Annotated in this window: 14 protein-coding genes; 1 reads left to right on the plus strand and 13 read right to left on the minus strand. The window is 51.5% G+C overall.

Features of this window, described 5'->3' with window-relative positions; translation table 11 throughout:
* Nucleotides 1–19: 19 nt before the first annotated feature.
* The 9 genes from GC097_RS26590 to GC097_RS26630 form a co-directional block, all read right to left on the minus strand.
* Nucleotides 20–1,045, minus strand: coding sequence for a LacI family DNA-binding transcriptional regulator (locus GC097_RS26590; RefSeq protein ID WP_171686278.1), 1,026 nt, complete (start codon nucleotides 1,043–1,045; stop codon nucleotides 20–22).
* A gap of 264 nt (nucleotides 1,046–1,309) precedes the next feature.
* The gene (locus GC097_RS26595; protein ID WP_246294453.1) at nucleotides 1,310–3,256 is read right to left on the minus strand and encodes a stalk domain-containing protein; all 1,947 of its coding nucleotides are present in this window, start codon (nucleotides 3,254–3,256) and stop codon (nucleotides 1,310–1,312) included.
* 130 nt (nucleotides 3,257–3,386) lie between these two features.
* Nucleotides 3,387–4,484 (minus strand): chymotrypsin family serine protease, encoded by a 1,098-nt coding sequence (locus GC097_RS26600; protein WP_246294454.1) that lies wholly within the window; start codon nucleotides 4,482–4,484, stop codon nucleotides 3,387–3,389.
* 144 nt (nucleotides 4,485–4,628) lie between these two features.
* Nucleotides 4,629–8,102: an AAA family ATPase gene (locus GC097_RS26605; RefSeq protein WP_171686281.1), complete on the minus strand. Its 3,474-nt coding sequence runs from the start codon at nucleotides 8,100–8,102 to the stop codon at nucleotides 4,629–4,631.
* A 59-nt stretch (nucleotides 8,103–8,161) separates the two neighbouring features.
* Nucleotides 8,162–9,343, minus strand: a complete 1,182-nt coding sequence (locus GC097_RS26610) for an exonuclease SbcCD subunit D (RefSeq protein WP_171686282.1) — start codon at nucleotides 9,341–9,343, stop codon at nucleotides 8,162–8,164.
* 15 nt (nucleotides 9,344–9,358) lie between these two features.
* Nucleotides 9,359–13,330 (minus strand): helicase-exonuclease AddAB subunit AddA, encoded by a 3,972-nt coding sequence (gene addA, locus GC097_RS26615; protein ID WP_171686283.1) that lies wholly within the window; start codon nucleotides 13,328–13,330, stop codon nucleotides 9,359–9,361.
* Between the two features lie 25 nt (nucleotides 13,331–13,355).
* Nucleotides 13,356–16,883 (minus strand): helicase-exonuclease AddAB subunit AddB, encoded by a 3,528-nt coding sequence (addB, locus tag GC097_RS26620; RefSeq protein ID WP_171686284.1) that lies wholly within the window; start codon nucleotides 16,881–16,883, stop codon nucleotides 13,356–13,358.
* A 180-nt stretch (nucleotides 16,884–17,063) separates the two neighbouring features.
* Complete coding sequence (locus GC097_RS26625; RefSeq protein ID WP_171686285.1) at nucleotides 17,064–18,182, minus strand: citrate synthase/methylcitrate synthase; 1,119 nt, start codon at nucleotides 18,180–18,182, stop codon at nucleotides 17,064–17,066.
* Between the two features lie 836 nt (nucleotides 18,183–19,018).
* On the minus strand, nucleotides 19,019–20,392 hold the full coding sequence (locus tag GC097_RS26630; protein ID WP_171686286.1) for a class I SAM-dependent rRNA methyltransferase: 1,374 nt from the start codon (nucleotides 20,390–20,392) through the stop codon (nucleotides 19,019–19,021).
* 124 nt (nucleotides 20,393–20,516) lie between these two features.
* Between GC097_RS26630 and GC097_RS26635 the strand changes: the two genes are divergently transcribed.
* Nucleotides 20,517–21,515 carry a Na/Pi cotransporter family protein gene (locus tag GC097_RS26635; protein ID WP_171686287.1) on the plus strand — a complete coding sequence of 333 codons (999 nt, stop codon included), beginning with the start codon at nucleotides 20,517–20,519 and terminating at the stop codon, nucleotides 21,513–21,515.
* Between the two features lie 98 nt (nucleotides 21,516–21,613).
* On the opposite strand, the gene mtaB is transcribed toward GC097_RS26635, so the two are convergent.
* The 4 genes from mtaB to prmA form a co-directional block, all read right to left on the minus strand.
* Complete coding sequence (mtaB, locus tag GC097_RS26640; RefSeq protein WP_171686288.1) at nucleotides 21,614–22,954, minus strand: tRNA (N(6)-L-threonylcarbamoyladenosine(37)-C(2))-methylthiotransferase MtaB; 1,341 nt, start codon at nucleotides 22,952–22,954, stop codon at nucleotides 21,614–21,616.
* A 5-nt stretch (nucleotides 22,955–22,959) separates the two neighbouring features.
* A complete protein-coding gene (locus GC097_RS26645) occupies nucleotides 22,960–23,727 on the minus strand; it encodes a 16S rRNA (uracil(1498)-N(3))-methyltransferase (protein ID WP_171686393.1) in 768 nt (255 codons plus the stop codon).
* Nucleotides 23,728–23,843: 116 nt separating this feature from the next.
* On the minus strand, nucleotides 23,844–24,515 hold the full coding sequence (locus tag GC097_RS26650) for a site-2 protease family protein (RefSeq protein WP_171686289.1): 672 nt from the start codon (nucleotides 24,513–24,515) through the stop codon (nucleotides 23,844–23,846).
* Nucleotides 24,516–24,525: 10 nt separating this feature from the next.
* Entirely contained in the window at nucleotides 24,526–25,500 is a 975-nt protein-coding gene (prmA, locus tag GC097_RS26655; RefSeq protein ID WP_171686290.1) for a 50S ribosomal protein L11 methyltransferase, read from the minus strand.
* Between the last annotated feature and the right edge of the window lie 84 nt (nucleotides 25,501–25,584).

The raw sequence follows: 25,584 nt of genomic DNA on the forward strand, positions 1-25,584 counted from the left end.
CCGGTTCCCCACATGATGGTTATTCCTTGACTCTCACTGTAGCTCTCTCCACGATTGTAAGCGGCAGCATAATTTCATTTGCCTCTTGCTCCACACCGCCTTGAATCATATGAATCAGATGTTCAGCAGCGATAGCGCCCTTTTCCGTAATATTTTGGCGGATCGTTGTGAGGGGAGGAATGAACATTTTGGACATGGTGATATCATCAAAACCGATTACCGATATATCTTCGGGAACCTTTTTCCCTTGATCCATCAAGCTTCGGATCGCTCCGAAGGCGACCATATCCCCCGTTGCGAACACAGCCGTAATTTCCGGGAATTTCTTGGCTATTAATTGGCCCGCAGCCAAGCCGTGCTCATAGCTCATAGATTCCTCGAATACGTAGTCCGGATTATAAAAGAAATTCGCTTCACGAATCGCCCGCTTGTATCCGAGAAACCGTTTCTCGACGACGCCGTCCTTGCGAATCGCCCCTGTCACCAGCCCAATGTTCGAATGTCCCTTATCAATCAAATACTTTGTCGCCAAATAGCCGCCGTATTCGTCATCAATGCCAATCCGCTTAAAATAACTGTCGTTGATGTAGCTGTCGATCAGCACAATCGGAATATTGATTTTCTTAAAGCCGTCATAAAATTGTTCTGGATAGATCCCCATCATAATGGCGCCATCCAAATTCCGCTGCACGGACAAATCCAGATAACTCTCGCCTTGGTTCACCCCGGATAACAAGAGATGATAACCGTACTCTCGCAGCTTGCTTTCAATACCGCTTATCATTTCACTATAGAAAGGGTTTTCAAGGATAAGCTGCTTATGAGACTCCGTTTGCGGAATCACAATCCCAATCAACTTGGATTGGTTCTTAACCAAGCTTCTCGCAGAGAAATCCGGTACGTAGTTCATCGTGTTAATAATTTTCTTGATGCGCTCGATCGTTTCATTGGAGACTTTATCCGTCCTGCCATTCAAAGCGTAGGAAACTGCGGCTGCTGAAACCCCTGCAACTTTGGCCACATCTTTAATTGTTGGTTTTTTCATGAGTTCCCCTCTTTAGTTCGTTAGTTACACGTTTAACTAGATTATAAGGCGTGTTTTCACAAAATACAATATGATAGCGCTATCTTTTATTAATTAAATTCATTTATAAGTTATGCGTTTAACTAAATAATGTTTGATGTCTACTCCGTTCTGCGAGCAGACCAAAAAGACTGTCCGCCAGGTCATTTCTAACCTTTTGAGACAGTCTTCAAGGCGTAACAGTCCTGCCAACGCGTCCGGCGGCTATACATTCTCTCGCTTGCCTTACTTCGTAGAAATCGTCACGGTTCTGCTGGAACCATCCCAGCCTACCTTGCCGCCGAAGGTTTCACCGACAAACCTGGCAGGAGCCAACGTATACCCGTTAACTAACTGGGCGGGTTCTTCCAACTGAACGGCTTTTCCATTTACATACACAGTCTTCTGATCAAGTGTCAACCGCACTGTCGTGCTGCCCTTTACAGCCGTTACCGACCTTGTTGCCGCATCATATTCAACCTTCGCCCCCATAGCTTCAAAAATGGCCCGAAGCGGTGTCAATGTTGAACCGTTGTTGATGATCGGAGCTTGTTCAAACGACAAGGTTTTGCCGTCCAATTCAACGGATACTTGCGACGAGATGCCGTACGTGCGGAGAGCCACTTGAGATCCCGATTTGTTATATACTTTAATCTGCATGACAGAACCTTCGGGAACTTCTCCCGCTTTCAGCGTGAGCCCGTACGGCAAGTCAGCCTGCGAGGCAATCACCTTTCCATTCAACACATATTCCACTTTGCCGATGTAGACATCGGGGATTTTGACGAATGGAATGAGTTTCGTTTGTTTGGCAAAAGCTTGGTGATTGGCATCGACAGGCACGTATCCGATTTTATCAGACGGCTGCGCGCCATCGGAGACCTTGGACAGCAAGTAAGGATTCGCAATAAGCTTGCTATAGTAAGCTTGAATCTCCGAAGAGTCCGACAGCGAGTAGTCGTTTTTCGCGTTCGCCATTTTTTGGTCCACATTAAAATAAGTAATCGCCTTTAATCGCGGATACTTGTAAGGCATGATTTCATATAGACGCTGCAGATTGAGCTTGGCCCATTCCGTAAAATCCTCACCGGCAGCATGGGAATAATGCGGGACTCCCGTTTCACTGAGCATCAGAGGCTTACGGTCCGAATAGGTGTTATACAGTCTCGTCAATCTTTCCACGTTGCTCGTAGAAATCATGGATGGCAGCGACGGGTTCCCGTTTTCGTAGGGTTCTATGTACAGACTCACTCCGACCCAGTCCACATAAGCGTCTCCGGGATAGTAGGGGTCAATATCATTCGCAGGCACATCACCCGGACTCCAGACCATGGCCACATTGGGCGCTTCTGCGGCAAATACGTCATGCAGCATGCGGAATTTAGCGATATACTGCGCTGGGTTGCCATGCCATTTAACCCAAGCTCCATTCATTTCGCCTGCAAAACGCAAAAAAATCGGGATACCTGCGGCTTTTGCCTCCTGAGCCCATTTGCGTAAATACGTTCCATCTGCCACGGGGTCCAATCCTTCGTCCGGTTCCCAAGCGATCTGCAAAGCAGCTCCGGCTTCTTTCGCCCGTTTGGCATACATAGCAGGGAAGTTTTGCCCCCAATGGGCGTAAGCCAAGTAGATGGCATGATTTTTGCCATAAACGGATTCCGTTTTCGTGAAAAGGTTTCCTACTTTAGGATCTTGCTCCGAATACATCCCCAGGTATGTCCCGTAGGCAGGTTCGAATTTCGCGAGTTGACCATTTTTAGGCAGAGCTTGCCTTTTGAGTTCGGATGGCTCACGTTCCGTTCTATACAATTCAACCGTTGTTCGGATTTGATCCGCGCGCTGCAGCTTGACAGCTCCCCAATCTCGTCCTGCGTTCACCCAATATTTATTCTCTAATTCATAGTAATAAATCGCTTGCTCATAGTTTCCGATCGCATCATAGTAAGCATCCAGTTTTCCGCAAAAAAGCGCAGCATTTTCCCACTCCCCTAATCCCGCATAATGATTAGCCAGAAACTGCCAGTGGGGAACGGCTTCAGCTTGTTTGCCTCCTGAAGCAAGCGACTCCGCTTTCTGCCAATGATCCCACACGATGTCGGCGCGAGCCGGCGTCGGCGAACTTGCCACACCGGCTGCCAGTATACCAACGGCCAATGTAAGAATACTTAATTTTCTTGCAGCTCTTTTCAAGTCAGTCGACTCCCTTCCTCTAAGTGAATACGTCAAGAATGCCGGAAAGTAGCACCTTTAATGAAAAATCACAAATGAAAAGGCTGCCTCAAGGTATAAGAAAACCTAGGGAACAGCCTCATTGTATCGTCTATTTGGATCTCACAAGTATAGCGCGGATCCTTTTTCGCTGTTGCTCTGTTAATGGCTGAACGAAAGCGTGATTTCCCGCCGGAGCCTTTCCTCTAACCAAGCCGCCCTTAAAGGTATTACCTGCTGCTGGAAGCGCAACTCGCAAATTGTAGGTCGACATGACCAAGCCAATCGGATTGGAGATTGAGCGCATCCCATCGGACGAGCCCGCAAAATTAAGGGCTGCAGCAAAACGATCGCTAGCCCTCAGCCATACAGAGCCGGAATCGCCGGGAAGCGAAACAGGCCCGCTATCACCGCGAATAATAGATTGATTGCGGAATAATTGATTCCCTAACGCTCCTCCGTACGAGACGCGAATATCCACATTATTGGCTTCAACGGTTCCCTTGACGAACCCGGTTGTTCTTCCTGACTTCATCACTTTCAGCCCAACGGGATAGCTGAGGAGATGACCTGGAACTGTGATCAGCTGTCCGGAAGCGCTAAGGAGATAACGCGGATTTAACAGGCTGTTGGCATTCGGTATCGCAATAGCAGAATCCTGGAAATTGACGCCTCCCGGAACCAATCGGACGAATTGAAACGCTCTGCCGATTGTATCTTTGCTGGCAATGCCGCCATCTGCCGGTCCAGGCTGCAGCGTGGATGAAAAAGAAGTGGAATTGTCTCTGATCAGCACATGGTTGTTGCTAAGCACATACAGCTGGTTATTTCTGATCACGATGAGGCCTGCTGTTCCTGTAGCATCAGGATTCACTCTTCCAATACTTACGCCACCCGGAACAGGACGTATTCGGCTTGTGAACAATGCGGCTTTCGTCCCCCGAGGTTTGGAACGCTGCGCATGCGAACGAAATTTACCGGCATGCACGAAACGCACAGGCACCGCGTTCCCTGCTTTGGCCAACATTCCTTTGAGGGTATTCAGACTTGAAGGGGCGAACTTCTGATGAGTATAGACGATTACACCTGCCCCCAAAGCCGGTTTATTAGGATCTGCGTAACCGACTCCTACTGCCGTTACCCCTGATCTTCCCAATAGAACTGGCGAAATCCTGTTTTTATGCTTTAGAGCCTCGTGAAAAGTAGCCATTTCCATACATTCTCCTCTTCCGTAAAGTTGTTGCAGTGTATGCCGACTTGTACGAAACGGAATGATTCGATCACCTAAAAGAAGAATGAGAGAAATGAAAAAAGGCTAACGACGCTGACGCGACGCTAACCTTGGTTTATTGAGCTATAATTCTTCTAAAACAATGCGGCTGCCACGACCGGAAGGTTCGGCAGGATGTACGATCAATTTGCGGGTCAGTCGCGCCCGCAGCTCAGGGACATGGGAAATAACGCCTACGGCCAAGCTGTCCATATGCAGTTTCTCCAGCGCTCCGATCACCATATCCAGCAGATCTTGATCCAGCGTGCCGAAGCCTTCATCCAGGAAGAAGAATTCAAGCGGGTATTCCCCTTTCAGCTGAATCTGCGCAGAGAGCGCGAGCGCCAGCGCCAGCGAGGTAAGAAAGGTTTCCCCTCCGGACAGTGTGCTGACCGGCCGTTTCACCCCGCCGTTGGCATCATCCCGGATGACGAAGCCACCGCCGGAGTCGACTTCGATCGCATAGCGCCGGCGTGTCAGTTCACCCAGCCGCTCCGAAGCCGCGCGGCTAACCTGCATGAGCTGCTCTTCGGCGAGATATTCGACGAAGGCATTGGCTTTGAGCACGGCTTGCAGCTTGCCAAGCCGTTCCAACTGCGCCGCCTGCTCGATACGGCGCGTTTCAAGCTCGCGCCAGCGCGTATGCCGCACTGCAAGCTCGCTGGCCCCCTGGGCCGCTTTGGCCCGCGCTTCCAGCGCAGCCTCCGCTGCGGCCTTGGCTGCGCTCAGCTGCGCCTGCGTGAGCGCCCACTCGGCCGCGCTTAGCACGCGGCCCTGCAGCTTCGCTGCCAGCTGCGCCAGCTGGGCGCGCAGCGCCTGCTCGCGCTCGCGGTGCTCCGCCGCAAGCTGAGCCCACAGGCGGCGCTGCTCAGGCGCCAGCGCCGCAGCCGCTGCGGCTTCGCGCGACGCGAAGCCGTTCTCTTCGAGCGCGCTATGCAGCGCGCGCTCGGTTTGGGCGAGCTGCCGCGCCGCGGCGGCAGCGGCTTCGGCGGCGGCGCTGTAGCGCTGCGCCGCCTGGAGCTGCTCGCGCTGCGCCTGCGCATGCGCGAGCTTGGTTTGCTGCGCGAGCTGCCGCAGCCGCTCAAGCGCGGAGGTCGCCTCCGCGATGAACTGCGGCACAGCCGCGCCGGGCGCGCGCAAAGCGAGCTGCCGCGACTTGTCGGCGGCGAGCTGCGCCAAGCCCTGCAGCCGTTCATGCAGCTGCAGGGCGGTGCGATCCTGCTCCAGCAGTTCGCGCTGGAGCACCTCGATGTTCCTCGTCAGCTCCTCGAGGAAAGGGACGCTCTTCTCAATCCGGCTGCGAAGTTCATCCGCAAGACGCTCGCTCTCAAGCAGGGAGTCAAGCTGCTGCTCAACTTGCTCCCAAACCAATTCAGCGAATGTCTCTTGCCAGCTCTGCCGCTTTTCGTCCAAGGAAATCTGCAAAAGCTTTAACTTGCTTTCCGCTTCATGCCGCAACTGGTCGGCTGCCTCCAGCTGAGCGTTCACCTGCACGAGCTGCTGGTCGCAACGTACTTGTTCTTTTTGCAAGCGATTATATACGCTTTCTAATGTTTCGAAAGCGTTCTGCTGGCTTTGCGCGAGAGACGCCGTATTTTCCCATTTTGACGTTAGACCCTCTATGGTGATCTCCGTTTGCCCTTCGCCCCTGCTTATTGCCGTTTCCTCAGCTGTACCGGCTGCAACTTGCCGCCAAGCAAGATAAGCTTGTCCTTCCGCCTCTGCCTGCGATGAAACAGACAACTCCAGTGCTTGTTGATGAAGTGCGCCCCATTTGCGAAGCAGTTGATTATGCGTAAACACGAGTTCTTTCGCCAACTGCAGCAGTTGTTCGCCTTGATGAATATGTGCTTCCGCGTTATCGGGCTTGTTCAGCCCATCGTCAGCAGCGCTCCCCTCCTTGGAATTGAGGAAAGGATGCTCGGTGGAACCGCAAACGGGACACTGCTCCCCATCTTGCAAATCATTCGCCAATAGGGCGGCCAAGGCATGACGTTCTTCCATTTTCCAACGTCTTTTCTGCTCGTCCAGGAAAGCTTGCAGCTCTGGAACAAACGCTGAAAAACCGCTGATTTGGCTTTGAATTCCGGCTCCTGTATCATCCGATTGCTTCAACCATGCAGCTATCTCGCTTTGCAATTCCCCCTGCAACGCAAGCCATTGCTGCTTGTTCCGCTCCACGGCTGCATAAGCTGCGGCTTTATCCGCTTTGCTTTTTTGAGCTTCTTCGCCTTGCAGTTGAAGCTGCTCGAACGTCTTTTTCTCATGAACCGCTTTTTGCAGCAGTTGTCTGCTGGACGCACTCGTCTCTACGGTTTTCAACTGCTCTTTGAGAGCGGTTTGCTTAAGAATCGCCTTTTGCTTCGTTTCTTCTTGCTTCGTTATTTCTGTCTGCAGCCTCGCGACATGCGACTTGGCTTCAGCTTCTTGCTTCTGAGCCGTTTGAATCTGCGCTTGAACCTGATTCAACTCCTGTTGAATGACAAGCGCTTGCTCCAGCTGATCAAGCCGAAGCATGAGCGGACCTTCCTCTCGCGCTAATTCCTGCTGCGCCAGGTCCGATTTGTCCGCAGCCGTTTGATGCGCGATTTCCGCCGCCTGCTGATGGGCTGTCGCTTGCTCCAGCTGAGCCTGACTTGTTCGAACATCATTTACAGCTAAACCATGCTGTTCCAGATAAGGCTTAACGCGATCCGCTTGCTCATCTTTTTGGAGCAGCAACTCTTTCTCCCGAATGTCCGGTTCTTGTTCTTGCTGCTTGCGAGCGTCTAGTTCGAGCTTCTCTTTCTCCTGCTGCCACTCAAACACCTGTTTCTGTTCCTCATAGTTCTTTTCCTGCTGGGCAAGCAGCTGGCGGCTGCGAACCGCTTCTTCCTCCGCTTGCGCAAGTCTTGCATTCGCTTCCTGCAGCGCTTGTTCCGAAGCATCCCCAAGGCCCGCCTGTTCAGCAGCAAGCTGCTTCACGGAACTATCCGTTTCCTTCACTTTGGAACTCACTTTAGCGCTGAGATGATCACCATACTGTTCGAGATGAAAAAGACGCTGCAGCATTTGCCGGCGATCTTTCCCCGTCAACGTTAGAAATTCAGCGAATTTCCCCTGCGGAAGCACGACCGCTCTCGTAAAATCCTGCATGGACAGCCCCAAAATCTGCTGCACCTGCTGGTTGACTTCGCCCGCTTTGTCGGCAAGCACAATCGTTTCGTTCTCTTTGATATGTAAAAGGCGCGTTATCGTGCTGTTAATGGAGGTTTCTGTCCCACGCTTGAACTGCCGCTCAACCTGATAACGTTCTGTGCCGACTGCGTTCGTTAGCTCGAACGTAAAGGAAACGAATAGCGTTTGTTCGGCATGATTCATAATGGCTTGCGTGCCGCCGCTGGCTCTCTCCACCTTGCCGTACAAGGCCAGGGTGATCGCATCCAAGATCGATGATTTCCCGCTGCCGGTTGGCCCGAAGATGCCAAACACGCCTGCATCCACTAATTGGCCGAACTGAATCGTCTGCAATTCACGATAACTTTGAAGCCCCGACATCTGCAACTGAATAGGACGCAAATCGAAGATCTCCTTTCATCCTTAAATTATCCACAAGCAATACTCGGGAATAAAACGGTCTATTCCCCCAATGAGTCAGCCATCTCTTTTTCTTGCACCAATTCCAAAAATAGCCGGACTAACTCAGGTTCAGGCTGCGCTCCACCGGTTTGACGCGCGTAGAAACGGGTAAAATGCTCCTCCATGGATAAGTCTGCTTTCGCTACAGCAGCGCGAGCTGCTTCCACCTCCGGGTAGATCGGTCGAATGTGAATAAAACCCTCATAGGCTTTGCGCAATGCTTGAATCTGCTCAATGGACATGGCTGCGGTCATCGTTACTTCCAAGTCGATCCATGCCGTAGCGTCCCGCCCTTCTTCCAACCATTGATGCACCTGTCCGATGCCTTCTTTGGCTTTCCAGCTTACCAGCGGCCTTCCGGAAGTCAGGAAGATCTCTTTGGGCTCAGCGGATTGTCCAGGAGCTAGATCTAGGACCGTAACAGACTTCGCTTGTCCGGCTTCCGAGAAGCTGTAGGCCAGAGGAGATCCGCAATAGCGGATTGGAGAAGCCGCCTTTACGTTCTGCGGTCGGTGCAAATGTCCAAGCGCTACATACTGCGCTCCGGCCGTCAACGCATTTGTATCCACTGTATAGGCTCCGCCCACTTGAATCGGACGTTCGGATTCCGTAGATTCTTGGCCGCCAAGCACATACAAATGACTCATAATCAAATTTACCGTATCCGGCTGGAAAAATTGGGCCTGCTTTCGAATTAACGCGCCAACCCGCTCCGAATATTTACTGCGGAGCACTTCCTCTTCCGCGACATCGGACAGCAGCTCCTTCAATCGGGATTCCGAAGGATAAGGCAGCGCGATTAAGCGAGCCATCTCCCCCGTTCTGGCAATACCGATCGACTGAATATCAGGCACGGGCAATCCAATGATCGTGATCCCTTGCTTCGCAGCAAGCGGGCCTGATGCGGCTAAACGATCCGGGTGATCATGATTTCCCGAAATAATGGCAACATGCCGCTTCCCGCCTTCCGCCAAGCGGGCGATGCCTTCGTAGAAGAGCTGCTCCGCTGCCGCAGGCGGATTCACACTGTCGTAAATGTCCCCTGCAATCAAAACGAGATCGATGGCCTCTTCTTTGACAATTCGCACAAGCTCATCGACGAAAGCCGTCTGTTCCTCCAACCGGCTCCGGCCTTCGAGGGATCGGCCGAAATGCCAATCCCCTGTGTGTAAAATCCGCATACCTCAACCTCCGCTCTACATTTCCAGCAATCTCGCCCCATCAAAGAAGTACAGAAACTTGCCGCTTATCGGCCGCTTCCAAATATGTTCCACAGCCCGTGAATACAGCGATATTTGCTTCTCGTAACGCAATTGAAGCTCGGCATCGCTGCTGCCCTTCACGGCATCCGTTTTATAATCCACAAGAACGAGTCCCAGCTCGTCTTCAAATAAACAATCGATAACGCCTTGAATCAATACCGTCTCACCGGTCGTGGAACGATCGATTCCTGCATACACTTCTTCCGCAGGCAAACCATAGCTGAATGGCACCTCACGCTGCACATTCGCGGCCTGTATCATCCGCAAGCCAACCTCCGTCGAGAAAAATTGCAGAACCACAGGAATGTCCACGACAGCGCTTTGCTCCACGGTAAGGGTTTGTTTCTCCAGCATTTCGTTTAACGTGGCTTGAACGCTGGCTTCCGTTGGTATTTCCTGCAAGCTGAGGTTCTGCATAACCGCATGAACAATCGTTCCTTTTTCGGCAGCGGTTAATTTCTTCTCTTCCATAAATCTAGGTCTGCGCCATACGGTAGAAGCGGTCTTCTGAGTGGCTGTTGCTGCGCCGGCAGATCCCTCTAAAGCCGCAGCAGCACTGCCAATCGGAAGCTCCATTTCATCCGCAATTCGATTCATCTCCGACAATCGTTTGATTTCGGAAACAGTCGTTTTGGCAAAAAGTTTTGGCGCATCCGGGTACGTATAATCCCAAGCAAGCTTGTCGTCCAACCAGCTTTGCCAGTCGCCTGACGCCGCAACAGCTTGCAGATGACGAATATTTTCCATCCGGCCCGCATCCGGCGTATATGTTTCCTCTTCCGGCGATTCAACCTCTTGCAAGCTCTCAGGCAAAATAACCGTCAGCTTCCACTTGGAATCATCGTGCAGGAGCCGCACGCCAGAGGAGGCCTCGCTAATCCCCAGCCGCTCTCTCCATAACGTACTGTCCGGATGACGAAGCAGCGCAGGGCCTACCCAATCCAGATAACTCTTGGCTTTGGCCAGTTCAAAGTCCGGCAAATACCACTCGCTTCTGGAGAGATGGCGTCCCCAGCCACGCAGTAATTTTTCCAACGATTTCACCGTTCCCAGCAAATAAAGCTTCTCTCTGGCCCGTGTTAAAGCGACATACAGAACCCGCATTTCCTCGGCTAGAAGCTCCAGCTTCATGCGTCTTTTGATCGCCAGCGATGGCAAGGTTGGATAGCTGACGCGCAACGCCGTATCTACAAATCGAGGTCCGAAACCAAGCTCCTTGTGAAGCAGAAACGCTTCGTTCAAATCCCGCTGATTAAACATTTTGGCCATGCCCGCCACGAAAACAACAGGGAACTCCAAACCTTTACTTTTGTGAATGGACATAATCCGCACAACATCCTCTTGTTCACCGAGCGCACGCGCAGTCCCCAGATCGCCGCCGCTTTCTTTCATGCGTTCGATAAAACGAAGGAACCGGAATAATCCGCGCAAGGACGTGCTTTCATATTGCCTAGCCCGATCATACAAGGCCCGTAAATTCGCTTGTCTTTGCATTCCTCCGGGCAAACCTCCGGCGAAATCATAGTAACCCGTCTGGCGGTAAATCTGCCAAATTAAATCGGCCAATGAGCCCTGTCTGGCTTCATTTCGCCACTCTTCCAGCAGCGTTAAGAAATAGCGAAGTTTCTGGCATAAAGCTTCATTGCCTGGCGAACTTTCACCATTAACGAGCTGCAGCACAGACTCATAGAAAGGCACCAATTTATCCGCAACGCGAATTTGCGCAAGGTCTTCAGCCGAGAGTTGAACGACAGGCGATCGCAGCACCGCAGCTAGCGGGACATCCTGATACGGATTGTCGATGACCTTCAATAACGAAAGCATCACTTCCACTTCCGTAGCGGAAAAGTACCCCGTGCTTAGCTCCGCATAGGCAGGTATTCCCTGTTTTTTGAGCTCCTCGATGAGAATCGGCGACCATTGTTGGGTGGCACGCAGCAGGATCACGATATCGCGGTACGTGGCAGGCCGGTCCCCTCCGGTTCTTTTATCAAAAACCTGGAAAACTTCCCGTCCGTCCGCGCCTAACAAACTTCTGATTTGACTCGCAATCGTTCTCGCTTCCAGTTGAGCTGTTTCGAGTTCTTGCGCTTCCATAACGGAATCGGGGGGAGTCGTTTCCCCCTGACCCGAAGAGTCCGAAAACTCTTCCTCCTCATCTCCCGAAGCCGAAGAATCCGCCTTATCCGAAGCATCGCTGCCACGGTCGATAATCATCATTTCTACCGAGCAATCCGAAGCGGATGGCGGGTATCCCGCTCCATACACAAGTTCAGCCCGCTCATCATAGGCGATTTCCCCGACAGATTCATTCATGATTTGTTTGAACAAAAAATTCACTGCATGCACAACTTGAAGGCGGCTCCGGAAATTCCGCGCCAAGTCGATACGTCCGCCTGGAGAAGCGTTTAACGTCATTTCATCCTTATTGGAACGGTACGCCTTGTACTTTTCCAGAAAAAGTCCTGGCTCTGCAAGCCGGAACCGATAAATACTTTGTTTCACGTCACCAACCATAAACCGGTTCCCAGGTCTTGTATTCGAAATTAATTCGACAATAGCCTCTTGTACGCGATTGGTGTCTTGATATTCATCCAAAAGCACTTCCGCAAATTGTTGCCGATAAGCAATTGCTGCTTCAGAAGGCACTAATTCCCCCGGAATCGAGCCCGGCGCACTCAAAATTTGCAGACAGTAATGCTCCAAGTCGGCAAAATCGATCAAACCTTTCGCTTGCTTGCCAGCTTGGTATCGCGCTCCGAAATCGACGACCATATCGACCAGGGTATGCAGCAATGGCGCCATCTCAGCGATCTCCTGATGAAACTGTTCCGGTGTTCGGCCGAACAACTCTTCCTGAATCGTTTTGATTTGGTCCTTGGCTTTGTTGCGAAGCTCCTTGACTTCCTCCTGCATCTCTTTGTCGTAGTCATCGCCCCGGCAAGCTTTAAGCTTGCCAAACTCGACGGTTTGAAAACCCTGATACAAAACGGACCACGGATAAGTGGTCGTTTCCAATAAATTGTTCACGAGCAGGAGATCCTCGCGCAAATTGTCCAAATACGGGGCTGGCCCGCCCGGCGCTTCCGCGATGTCAATCGCTTGGCGCAGCAAGTCTGCTGCACCTTCCAAATCCAGCGTCAAGTCGCGAATCAAACTCTGCTCCCAGAGTGAATAATCGGCGGGCGCAGCGGCTGCCGCAACGTAGGGCAGCGCCTCCAAAGCGAGGGGAGCCGATTCCTCCGTCCCCTCCAGCGCAGCAGGCGCCGGCGGCCCAAACATCGAAGCCGTCGCTCTTAGCCAGTGCTCCGGCCACGGATGACTGCGCGACACATCATACAGCTTCTGTATCAGCTGCATGATCGCGTCGTCGTTGCGCTCGCCGCTGAACGAATCAACGAGCCGCCAGAAGGCGCTGTTCTCTCCGCTTACGGCGTAATATTCCTCGAGCATGCCGCCAAGCAAGTCTTGGCGAAGCAGCTCGGCTTCCGTTTCATTCGCGATCCGGAAGCCGGGATCCAACCGAATGACGCTGAAGTAGCGCTGCACGACTTCCAAACAGAAGGAGTGCAGCGTCGTAATTGAAGCGCGTCCCATAAGCGCGAGCTGCTTCCGCAGATGCTGCGAATGCGGCTGCTTCATCAATTCTTTTTCCAGCGCATCGCGAATCCGGTGTTTCATCTCTGAGGCGGCCGCTTTGGTGAACGTCGCGACAAGCAGCCGATCCACGTCCACCGGTTCCCACTCATCCGAAATTCTGCGGATAATCCGTTCTACGAGGACAGCCGTTTTGCCTGAACCCGCAGCTGCGGCGACCAGCATATTTTGCCCCTTGAGTGTAATCGCGTCCCATTGATCGTCCGTCCATGTACTTCCGGGAGGCTTAGGCTGTTGTTGTTTATTCATGAAGGGTTTCTCCTTTCCGGCTTGATTAGGCCTTGACATTTTGCTCCAATTCGGACCAAAGCTGATCTTTTCCTCGTTGTTTCAATAGGTGCACTTCATTACCCTCAAACAAGGGATCAAACTGACAAATCGATTTATAAGAGCAGTGCAAGCAGGCCGTTTTTTTGCCTAAACGGTAAGGACTAATGTCCACATGGCCATCTGTAATATCGGTCCCGATCTGCTTGACTTGTTTGCGTACATATTTGCGAAGCGTGTCCCACTGTTCATCGGTTGCAACAGACGAGCTTGAGTAGAAGCTGCCGTCTTTCTTCAAGGCAACCGGAATCAACTGGGAGTGACCCGCGCTTTTCAGCAGTTCATCATCCATCAAACCGACCACTTCCGCATCAGCGGTAATTAAGCCTTTCATTTTATAGCGTTTGCGCAGTTCTTTTTCAATTTGATCAAGATCCAGCGCGTTTTTTTGCTGAAGCATTGGGTTATGCACATGGAAATACAGCACGCCCGCCGGCTTAGCCGCAATTCCCAACCACTGCTCTGCATGCGTGATAATGACGTCCAGATACGTCAGCATTTGGAGCGACAGCCCGTAGTACACCTCAGATAACTGCAAAGAAGTCGAGCTCGATTTATAATCAATGACGCGTAAAAGAACGCCCTGCTCGCCTTCTGCGCGATCGACCCGGTCGATTCGGCCGATAATTTCCATCGTGCAGCCATTCTCAAGCTCAAAGGTCAGAGGCGGCAATTCCTTCCCAGGTCCAAAATCAATTTCCAAACCCAGCGGTTCAAACTGTCCATGCTTCGCATGTTCGCCAAGCACGACAGCTGCCCGGCCTACAACCTGCTTCAATTTGCGCGCGATATAGGCATACCGGCTTGAACTGAGCAAAATTTCGCCTTGCAGCCTTGGCGCAAGCTCATCGACAACCTGTGCGGAACGCTCCATGCACTGTTCAGCCGTCAAGGAGCCCCAGTCGAGTTGATCCTGCTGCAGCTTTTGGACAAACTGGTTCAAAGCCGCATGGAACAACTGCCCGATATCCGGAGCATCCAGCCGGTACACACGTCTTTCCTGCAGTCTTAAACCGTGGGAAACAAAGTGGGAGAAAGGACACGCCACATACTTCTCCATGCGGGAGACGCTCGCCCGCAAATTTTGACCGTATAACAGCTTGCTTGTCCGGGGGCTAAGCCCCTTTTCTTGATTCGTATATAACAAAGCCTGAACGACCGATTGCAGCTTCATCTGCCAAATTGGCTTATCCGCAAACCAGTTGTACGTTTCCCACCAAAGGTTGTCGATCCGTCCTCCCAGCATCCAATGCTTCATGCGGACAGCCAAATAAGAAATCGCTTGATTCGGGTGGGCAATGTAAGCAGACTGCTCCTGTGCGGAAGCTTCATTAGATGGCTCAGCCAGCAAAAGCGGCGCTTCCGTTCCCGGGAAAAGCTGACGCATTTGCTTAATAAGCTCGGAGGGCAGAAGCGACTTCCCTTCTTCATCAGCTAACGGATAGCTCATCCACAGCCTCTTGCCCGGCACCGTTAAGGAGGTGTACACGATAAACTGCTCGTCGAGCAGCTTGCGGCGGCTGCCGTCCGCCATCGGTAAACCCGAATCGGTCAGAACGGTTCTTTCCGCTTCCGTCAGCACCCCTTTTTCAGCCATTTGCGCCGGGATAACGCCATCGTTCACACCTAATATGTAAGCATAACGGATACCGCTGGAGCGCGTACGGTCCATACTCCCGATGAGCAATTGATCCATCGATGGCGGGACCAGGCCAAGCTTCATGCTTTCCATCCCCGTCTCAATCAGACCGCCAAACAACTCCAAAGACAGTTCGTCTTCTCCCATCGTCTCGACCAGTTGATCCAGCATGTCCATCACACTGTCCCACATTTGACCATGCTCTCTGGCTTTTTCCGGTTTGCCTTCGGAGATCGCCTGCTGGCTCAATGCTTCCAATTTGTCCGGCGCTTGCACCGTTACCAGACACTCATACAACGCCGTGACTTGATCTTTGACCGATTTGGCCTGTTGCAAAGACTTGGCAAAAGCAAGCAAGGGTCTGACAACCCAATCTTTACTCGTATTCAGTGCATCCAGCTCCGCTGTTTGCTCCTGAACCTGGCTATCGGCTTGCTCCAAATTGGCTCGGAACTTAAACGTCCATGGCTTGCCATCCGTCCAACGATAGCCTTGAATACCGAAAGCAAGCACATAATTTTCTAATTTATCCAGCTCTGTCCGCTGATTAGCAGCTTCAGCCGGAATCAACAGATCGGTCTTAATGCAGCGGAATACAGCATCGTAATGCCAATTATGCTGTACGACTTCCAGCGCCGAACGAATAAACTCAACCAGCGGGTGATGCAGAACAGACCTTTTTTGGTCAAAAAAGTGCGGGATCTCATAATCCGTCAAAATCGCCTTCAACAAATCCTGATACCCTTCCATATTCCGTACCATAACCGCAATTTCCCGCCATCGCACACCTTGCTCGCGAACGAGGTGCAGCATATCCCGAATCGCACCTTCTACTTCCGCACGGCGATGAACGGCTTCCTTGATAACGAGTTGATCGCTTAGCTTCTCACCAGGTGCCGGTTGGTAACGCTGTGCCGCTCCGCCAATACGGCGATCGAAATGGCGCTCCAAATAGCCAAGAGCCGGACTATCCTCATAGCGCGGAGAGCTCTCGGGCGCCAATAGATGTACTTCCGCCTCCTTTAGGCCCAACTGCCAGATCATCTCCTGCATGCGGACCATCGTCGTTGCCGTAGGGTGAAATAAATCGAGCTCATCCGGCTTATCGCCGGCCTGCAGCTCTCGATCCACGCAAAGCGTCACGGTCACCTGCTTACAATGGGCAAATAACGCGCCAAGTACAGCAAATTCCTGCGGTGTGAATCCGTGGAAGCCGTCGATCCATATGGAAGCTGACTTCAAATAGGCAGAGTTCGGAATTTGCTCCGCCAGCAGCGTCAAATAATCCTCGCCGTCCAAATATTGGCGTGCCAGCTCCGCTTCAAATTGGCGATAAACCAGTTGAATATCATGCATCTTATCGCGCAGCAAACCACTTTCCCCAAGCGAAGCTGCGCGCTTATTTTCATGCTCCGCAAGCCGCTCGGCTGTTACGCAATACCGCTTCATTTCTGTAAATAGCTGATTGAGCCGATCCACGAACCCCATCTGTTCAGCCGAATGGCCAAACAGTCGAAGCTTTTCTTTGTATTTATGTAAGATGCTGGTTAACAGCAATTTTTTGCCTGTATCGTCAATCGGCAATCTCGCGGTGCCGCCTTCTTCCTGCATGACCCGCCATGCCAAACGGTGAAAACTAAGCACTTGCGCGCGAATCATCCCGCGAATGCCGGGATCCGAGACCAGCGCATGCTCCGCTTGGAAGGTTGCCTGCTCAGGCACCAATAAAACCAGCGGATGGCCTTCCGGCTCCTCTGCCAAATGCTGCTTCATTTCTGCTAAACAACGTTCACTCTTGCCACTACCGGCTCTGCCGATCACGAATCGAATAGACATACAGGGCCTCCTTCAAGCTGCTCAAAAGATATCAATCTCATCTATTCTATCATACTTTTGGTAGAAAAGAGGGGTGGCAGATGATGGGCTTGCAGGGGAGATGACAAAAAAGCCGCGCCCCGATACCCATGAATATTCATGACAGGGAGGACGGCTTTTCATGTGAAAGACTTTTGCCCGTTAAGGACGATTTAAGAGCGAAGCTGGCAGTTCGCCGACATACACCGATTGCGGCCGGAAAATCCGGTTGCAGCCGGCCTGCTCCAATAAATGAGCTGTCCAGCCGACGATCCGGCTCAGCGTGAAGCTTGGCGTAAACAGGGATGTTGGAAGCGCAATAGCACGCATTACGGCTGCTGCATAAAATTCGACATTCACATACAAGTTTCTTCCGGGTTTATATTCACGCAGCAGCTCGACAGCCACCTTCTCTACGTGGACGGCCAAATCAAACCATGGATCTTCAGAAGCCAGTTCCTGCATGAGTTGTCTAAGCGCTTCCGCTCTGGGATCGCTTGTTTTGTAGATGCGGTGACCAAAGCCCATAAGCTTTCTGCCAGCTCCCAGCTCTTCCCGCAACCAAGCTTCCGCCTGCTCTTTGGTTCCGATTTCATCCAGCATCTGAAGCACTTCCGATGGCGCTCCTCCATGCAGCGGCCCTTTCATCGCTCCAATTGAAGCGCAAAGCGCAGACGTAATATCGGATTGTGTAGAAAGCACGACACGTCCGGCGAACGTGGAAGCATTCATCCCATGTTCCATCGCTAGGATGAAATACGCCGTTAACACCTTTACATGAACGTACTGAGGCTTGGAACCTGTCAGCATGTACAAGTAATTCGCAACATGATCTAACTGCGGATCGGGCTCAACTGGCTGAAGGCCTTGCGAGCGCCGGTAGTGATACGCGATGATCGTTGGCAGCAAAGCCGTATTCGCCAGAATATGTTCAAATTGCGGCGGCCAAGCAGACTCCTGCCGGGTGCATGTTCCCAAGACAGAAATGGCTGTCCTAAGGACGCTCATCATTTCGCTTTCTTTCGGCAGCAGGTCCAGAACAGCCTTCAATTCGGTAGGTATCGCGCGATGATCGACCCATTGCTTTTTGAACGCATTAATCGCTTCCGCGGAGGGCAGCTCTCCATGCCACAGCAAGTAGGCGACCTCCTCAAAGCTCATCTTCAGAGCCAGCTCCTTCGCTTCATACCCGCGATAAACCAGATACCCGTTCTGTCCATCGACCAAAGACAATTCTGTTTCTGCTGCTACAACGCCGTCCAAACCGGTTACGGATGCCATATCGTCATTTTCCTTTCGATGTGAAGTGTGAAATTGCTTATCTTCATCATATTCGAATGGGACTGCTTCATCCAATTGGCGTTTTCTTTCGTCGCGATAAACAAAATAGTTCAGTGTAAACGAAGTGATTATATTTATTTATATTTCTTTCACCGGCGCATGGCGGCGGTCAAACCCAAACGCTTGCTCGTAGAATCGGCTCGTGAACCCGCCTGCTCACAATCTCGCCCACGTTGCACTTTGTGCAATGAGAACGGCCTATTAACCCTGTTCGCATGTCGTATACTGCACAAAATACAACCAAATGAGTCCAAAACTAGGCTATTCTCGCATATTCGCATGAAATCGTTGCATTTTGTACAACGAAACGCGCCTCTGGGTGAAAAAAAGCATGAAATCGTTGTACAAAATACAACATACGCGGGGATTTAAGCACTGCAGCTACTCTTAACACTCCACTTAGTCTATAAACCGTCATTATTTCTGCCCATAACTCCTCAAATAAAAGAGGCTATCCCAAGTCATTTCTATGACTTGTGAGGCAGCCCTTTGTGCAGTTATGATTCTGCGGCCAAATTAAGGGAAAATTTCCCTCTAATAGGGCTGCAGAAGCTTATCAGATCCTTTTAAAAGGAAAAATTCCCTCTATTTGCGCCGATTTCATGAGAATTCTCTGAATCCGGTCAAATTAAAGGGAGTTTTCCTACTATATTCCTTGTCACGTCATTTTCCGAGCCATGTAGAGGGAAATTTTCCAGTTATCTTCCTTCTCCTTCTACATCATGCGCGAATTTGGAACCATCAAGAATCTACTTATGGTTCAGCCCCAACTCAGCTTATTTGCTCCGCACCTCAAAAATAGCGAATTTCAAGTAATGCCCCTCGTCCACGCCGAGAATGCGCGGGTGATCCATGCCGGCTCCGCGGAATTCAACCAAGCGCAGAAGCTTGCCAGCGTCCGTCGCTGCCGCATGAATCGTCTCTAGAAACAGCTCCGGATGCATGTGATATGAACAGCTCGCGGTTACAAGGTATCCGCCTTCGTTCACGAGCTTCATCCCGTGCAGGTTGATGTCTTTATAACCGCGGCATGCGCCTTCAACCGCACTTTTGGTTTTGGCAAAAGCAGGGGGATCGAGAATGACGACATCCCACGTCCTTCCGCCTTCGGCAACCGGTTTGGACGTATCGATCTTCGCTTGGCCGCTGCCACCGGCGTTGGCACGCACTTTACGCTCATCCAAGCCTTTGACTTGGGTCCGCAAATACTCGAACGCGTCTGCGACGACAAACTCTACGCGGTCTTGAAAACCGTTCAAAGCGACATTCGTACGTGCGCTTTCGATGGCATGCTCGGAGATATCCAGGCAGGTCACTTTTTTAGCGCCAAACTTACACGCATTGAGTGTAAAACTGCCTGTGTGCGAGAAACATTCCAGCACTGACGCGCCGTCCCAGTATGGGAATGTGACGACTTTGCCGTTGGCATTGACGGGCAGCGTTTGCATCGATCCTTCATGCTCAACTTCTTTCCGCTCAATCCCGCTGCGATGTCCCCAGCCTGTCATCAGCGGAGCGATGGCTGCGCGATTTTCCCTCTGGTCGAAGAAGTAGCCCGTTTTCTGTCCTTCCTCAATGTCCACCCGGATGCGCAAGCCGTTTTCCAAAATGTCCACATGCTTCGGACACTCTCCGTACAATAAGCCCTTCGTTTGCTTTAAGCCTTCCAACTCGCGAATAGGCACGTCGCTGCGCTCATAAATGCCTGTCGGCTTCACAACTTGCGCTAAAGCAGCAACAATTTGCTCACGGCAGCGATCCATCCCCAAGGTGAGAATTTGCACAACCAGTGTATCCTCGAACTTATCGACAATCAGCCCCGGCAAAAAGTCCGCCTCGCCATAGACCAAGCGGTAAGATTGCGCATCTTTCACAAAACGGCTACGATGCTGCAAGCAGCGTGTGAAGCGCTCGACGAAAAAGTCCGTCGTCATTGCTTCAAGAGGTTTGTAGGATACGATTCGGACCGTAATTTGCGATGCCTCATTGTAATACCCCGTCGCCAAATATTGGCCGAGATGCGATTGCACAGGAACAAGTTGACCCGGCACAATGTCCCCTTCAACTCGCTCAATTTCACTTTTGTACACCCATGGGTGACCTTGCTCCAAACGCGCTTTCCGTTTCTTCTGTAAAAATACTGCTGCCATATTTATTTTAGCCGTCCTTTGTGTGAAACCGTTCCTTCACTCTGCTGCTTGTCATGCTTGTCTGTACGGTCACATATATTGATTTGATAGTAAAAAAAGTGCGCTTACGAGGGAGAACGAAATCATGATACATACGATTATCCTGCCTGTGGTCACAGGCTTAGCGTTATTTCTATTCGGCATGAAGCTGATGGAAACATCGCTTCAGATGTGGGCCGGGCCCCGTCTCCAACTATGGCTGGAGCGGTTTACCCGCACGCCGGTGCGCGGCCTCGTCACCGGCACGGTCCTAACGGCAGCGCTGCAGAGCAGCACAGCCATTACCGTGATCGCCATCGGCCTTGTCAGCGCCGGCGTCTTGACCTTCCCGAGAACGCTGGGCGTCATTCTCGGCAGCAACATCGGCACCTGCCTCACCACCGAGCTGATCGGACTCAGCCTCGGGGGGATCGGCGTGCCGATCCTGATTGTATGCGCCAGCATCTGGATGGCGAGCTGGCTGGCCGGGCCTTTGCCGTCGCTTGCAGCGCAGCGGCAAGAATCAGCCTCGCCGGCCGCCGGCCGCGAGTGGCTGCGCAGCGTCCGCTTCGGGTCGCTGGCGGGAGCCGGGTTCGCTCTCGTGCTGCTCGGCATCGAGATCATGCAAACGATCGGGCCTGCGCTGCAGTCCCGCGGGCTTTTCGCCTGGTTTGTCCAGGAAGCACAGCAGAGCCTGCTGTGGGGCATTATCGCCGGCGCTGCCGTCACGGCGCTGGTGCACAGCAGCGCTGCCGTCATCGGCATGGCGATGGGCCTCGCCGCGATCCAAGGTATCCCCGTCGAGTTGGGCATTGCCATCACCATCGGGGCCAATGTCGGCACTTGTGTGACAGCATTGATCGCCGGGATGAGCTCCTCCCGCGCCGGGCGTTACGTCGCCTGGTCGCATATCCTTCTCAATGTCGGAGGCGCCATCCTCTTTTACCCTTTCATCCACCAGCTTGTCAGCGTTTCAGCCATGCTGGCGGATGACGCATCGGCGCAAATTGCCCGCTCGCAGACGATTTTCAACGTCGCCTGCTCGTTGCTCGCTTTACCTTTTTGTTATCTGAAGGTGTGGAAGCGCCTTGAGTTCCGTTCCTAAATTGCACCGCTGAGGCTAATAGAGAAAACCTCTAGCGCGGTCATTCAAAGATGAGCGACCACGCGTAGAGGTAGGGGGTACCGCCTAAAAAAATGCGTCTACAAATTTACGACGGATGCTGTTTCTATGACACGAACCAACTGGCCTTTGCTTTCATTCACGCCGGCTTCCGTTACTTTGACGCGGCAAACTTGGCCGATCATGTCCTCAGAGCCTTGGAAAACAAGCTGTACATAGTTATCGGAGTAACCCATGTACAATCCGCTGTCAGGAGCACCTTTGTAAGCACGTTCCGGAATAACTTCCAGCACTTGACCGATAAACTGCTGCGCATAGGCCAGCTGCATTTTCTCAGAAAGATCGATCAGCTCGTGCACGCGCGTATTTTTAATTTCCTCATCCACTTGATCCTCCATCCGCGCAGCAGGCGTGCCTGTCCGTTTGGAATAAGGGAAGACGTGCATTTCAGAAAATTTCATGCGTTCCATAAATTCAACGCCATTGCGGAACATTTCCTCGGTTTCACCAGGAAAACCTACAATCACGTCCGTCGTAATGGCAACATCCGGCATAATTTCATGCAGACGTTCAATTTTGCTGGCAAATTCGGCTGTCGTATATTTTCTGCGCATGCGCGCTAAAACACGATCGTCTCCCGCCTGCAAAGGAATGTGCAGATGACGGCACATTTTGTCCGAGGATTTCAGGACCTCAATGACTTCGTCGGTAATTTGGCTGGCTTCGATCGAAGAAATACGGATACGTTTCAAGCCTTCGACTTTGTCCAGATCCCACAGCAGCTTAGCCAAGCTGTAATCCTCAATATCTTCGCCATAACCGCCGGTATGAATACCCGTCAGAACAATTTCCTGATAGCCGGCAGCTACCAGTTGCTCCGCCTGCGCAATAACGCTTTGCGGCTCACGGCTGCGCATCAGTCCGCGCGACCAAGGGATAATGCAGAACGTGCAGAAGTTATTGCAACCCTCTTGGATTTTCAAGAAAGCTCTCGTGCGATCAGCAAAGTCAGGCACATCCAGTTCCTCGAACTGACGTGTTTTCATGATGTTGCGAACCGCATTGATCGGTTGACGATCCTGTTCAAACTGTTTCACAATCGGAATAATTTTGTCACGGTCCTGTGTCCCGATAACCATATCGACACCTGGGATCGCCATAATTTCCGCGGGTGAAGTTTGCGCATAGCAGCCTGTCACCGCAACAATCGCTTCCGGATTGCGGCGAATCGCACGGCGAATCATTTGGCGGCTCTTTTTATCCCCCGTATTCGTTACCGTGCATGTATTAATGACGTAGACATCAGCCGTTTGCTCAAAATCGACCTGCTCGTATCCCTCATTTTTGAAAAGCTGCCAAATGGCCTCTGTATCATAGAAATTAACTTTACAACCTAGTGTATGAAACGCTACCGTTGCCATAACGCTTATCCTCCCATCTCTCCGGTTTCATAGAAAAGACACGTAAGACCTACCATAGCAGCAGTCTCCGTGCGTAAAATGCGTGCCCCCAGCGATACGGAACGGAAGCCAGCCTCTTCGGCCTGCTTGATCTCCTGCTCCGTAAATCCGCCTTCCGGCCCGACTGCAATAACGACTTTGCTTCCTTGTCCCAATTTGCCTGCGGCTAGCGCATCCTGAATGGCAGGCCTCAATTGCTGCCCGTCTTCCTTCTCGTAGCAAATCCAGGCCACGTCAGCTTCCTTGGCACGCTGCAGCAGCTGCTTCCAAGAATAAACGGCTTCCACCTGCGGCACACGATTCCTGTGCGCTTGCTCCGCGGCTTCTTTGGCAATTTTCTGCCAGCGCTCCGTTCGCTTCGCTTCTTTCTTGGCATCATACTGCACAATCGTACGTTCCGATAAAAAAGGAAGAAACCGGGCTGCCCCGATCTCGGTCCCTTTTTGAATAATCGTTTCCATCTTGTCGCCTTTGGGCAGGCTCTGGGCAATCCACACCTGAACAGCTGATTCGGCGTCCATAGGCAGTTCCTCCACAATTTCTGCGGTAACCAGCCCTTTATCTAATTGGGAGATCCGTACGAGCACTTCGCGGTCTGCGCCATTACTGCAAATAACTTTGTCTCCGATGTCTGCCCGCATCACTCGCATCAGATGATGTGCGTCGTCTCCCTCAATGGTGACGGTCTGATTATCGGAGTGAAACTGCTCTAACGGAAGAAAATAACGCTGCATAGTCAAAGCCTCTCTATCTTCGTTCATTTCAATGTGTTGTGTATAGTAAGTGAATCTTCCACTCACCATCATACCTTTTTTGCACCAGAAAAGCTACAAAGGGATGAACTTGGCAGTTACATGCCGAGGATCCAGGCAATTGGTATGGAAAAGAGCTCTATGATATTTTTAGCCAAGCCTAAGTAAGGATCTAATGTTACTTGCCGGAGCGGTCTTACGAACACAACGAGCAGGAAAATGACGGATGCCCATTGCTCAAACTTTTGCAACGACTCACTGTATCTTAAATCCACGAGATCCTGAATAATGCGGTAACCGTCAAGCGGCGGAATCGGGATTAAGTTAAACAAGAACAATGTGAGATTAATACTGACCATTAATTGTAAAAAGATAAGGATGGCGCTGGCGCTTCCCTTTTGCATGTCAGCCAGCCAGCCGTATTTCTGGCATAGTACTAATACAAAAAAGCTAATAAATGCAAGAATCAAGTTGCTTACCGGTCCTGCCGCCGTTACGATAATCCCCATCAAACGGGGGCGTTTGAAATTTCCGCGGTTTACAGGAACAGGCTTTGCCCAACCGAAACCGGCAATGAGCAGCATGATCGTCCCGAAGAGATCCAAGTGGACCATAGGATTAAGGGAGACCCTGCCGAATTGATAAGCCGTAGAGTCTCCTAATTTATAAGCGCTATACGCGTGAGCGAATTCATGAATGGTAAACGAAAGCACAAGGACCAGAATGACAAAAGGCAGCGTACTCCAGTCATAAAACAATAATCCTCCCATAGACGGACACCTACAGCTTTCTAGCTACGATCACTACCCAATTCGAATCATAGTTTTTCTCTACAATTGTGAATTTGGCGTCAACCAGCGCTTTTTCGACTAGCTCTTCCTTAGCGGTAATAATACCGGACGTAATGTAATAGCCACCTTGCTGCAGTACCTCATAGACATCGTCAACAAAGGTTACAATAACTTCAGCCAAAATGTTCGCGACAACGAGCTGCACCGGAATCGAGACGCCAAGCTTGTCAGCGCCTTCTGTTTCGCTTTCTTTCAGAACGCCGAGCAAATCGCTCAATTTGACCGTGATTTTGTCTTCAAGTCCATTTTGCTTCGTATTATCTTCGGCACTTGTAACAGCGACAGGGTCCAAGTCCACAGCCAGCACATGCTTGGCTCCGAGCTTTGCGGCGGCAACGGATAAAATACCGGAACCCGTCCCTACGTCAATCACATCGTCCCCTGGCTTCAGTACGTTCTCCAGTGTTTTCAAGCACAGCGACGTTGTCGCGTGTGTGCCTGTCCCGAACGCCATGCCTGGATCAAGCTCCAAAATCAGCTCACCCGGTGAAGCCGTGTACTCTTCCCAAGTCGGTTTAATCGTCAGACGGTCTGTAATGCGAATCGGTTTGAAATATTGCTTCCAAGCATGCGCCCAATCCTCGTCATCCACTTCTCTTAATTCATAAGTTGGATTGCCTGTATCGATATCAAAATCGCTCAGTTGTTCAACGGAAGCCTTCAGATTAGCCATAACAGGTTCCATGTCTGTTCCATGATAGAAATAGCCTTTGATCACGGCTCTTCCTTCCGGAATATCATTAAACGGCGTTTCGTACAATTGGCCGAACGACGTATCCCGCTCCTTGTTTAATGTCCCCGATTCTTCAATGGAGACGCCCCCAGCGCCCAATTCATGAACAAAGTTCGTAATCATTTCTATTGCTTCTTCTGTCGTATGTACGGTTAATTCTTGCCAAAGCATCGGTATTGCTCCTCCTGTCGGTTATTACCTTCGCAAAATAAGCCCATCGGGGCTATTTTCACACATCATTGTACTACACTTCGC

The organism is Paenibacillus planticolens (assembly GCF_013141725.1).
GTDB lineage: Bacteria > Bacillota > Bacilli > Paenibacillales > NBRC-103111 > Paenibacillus_E > Paenibacillus_E planticolens.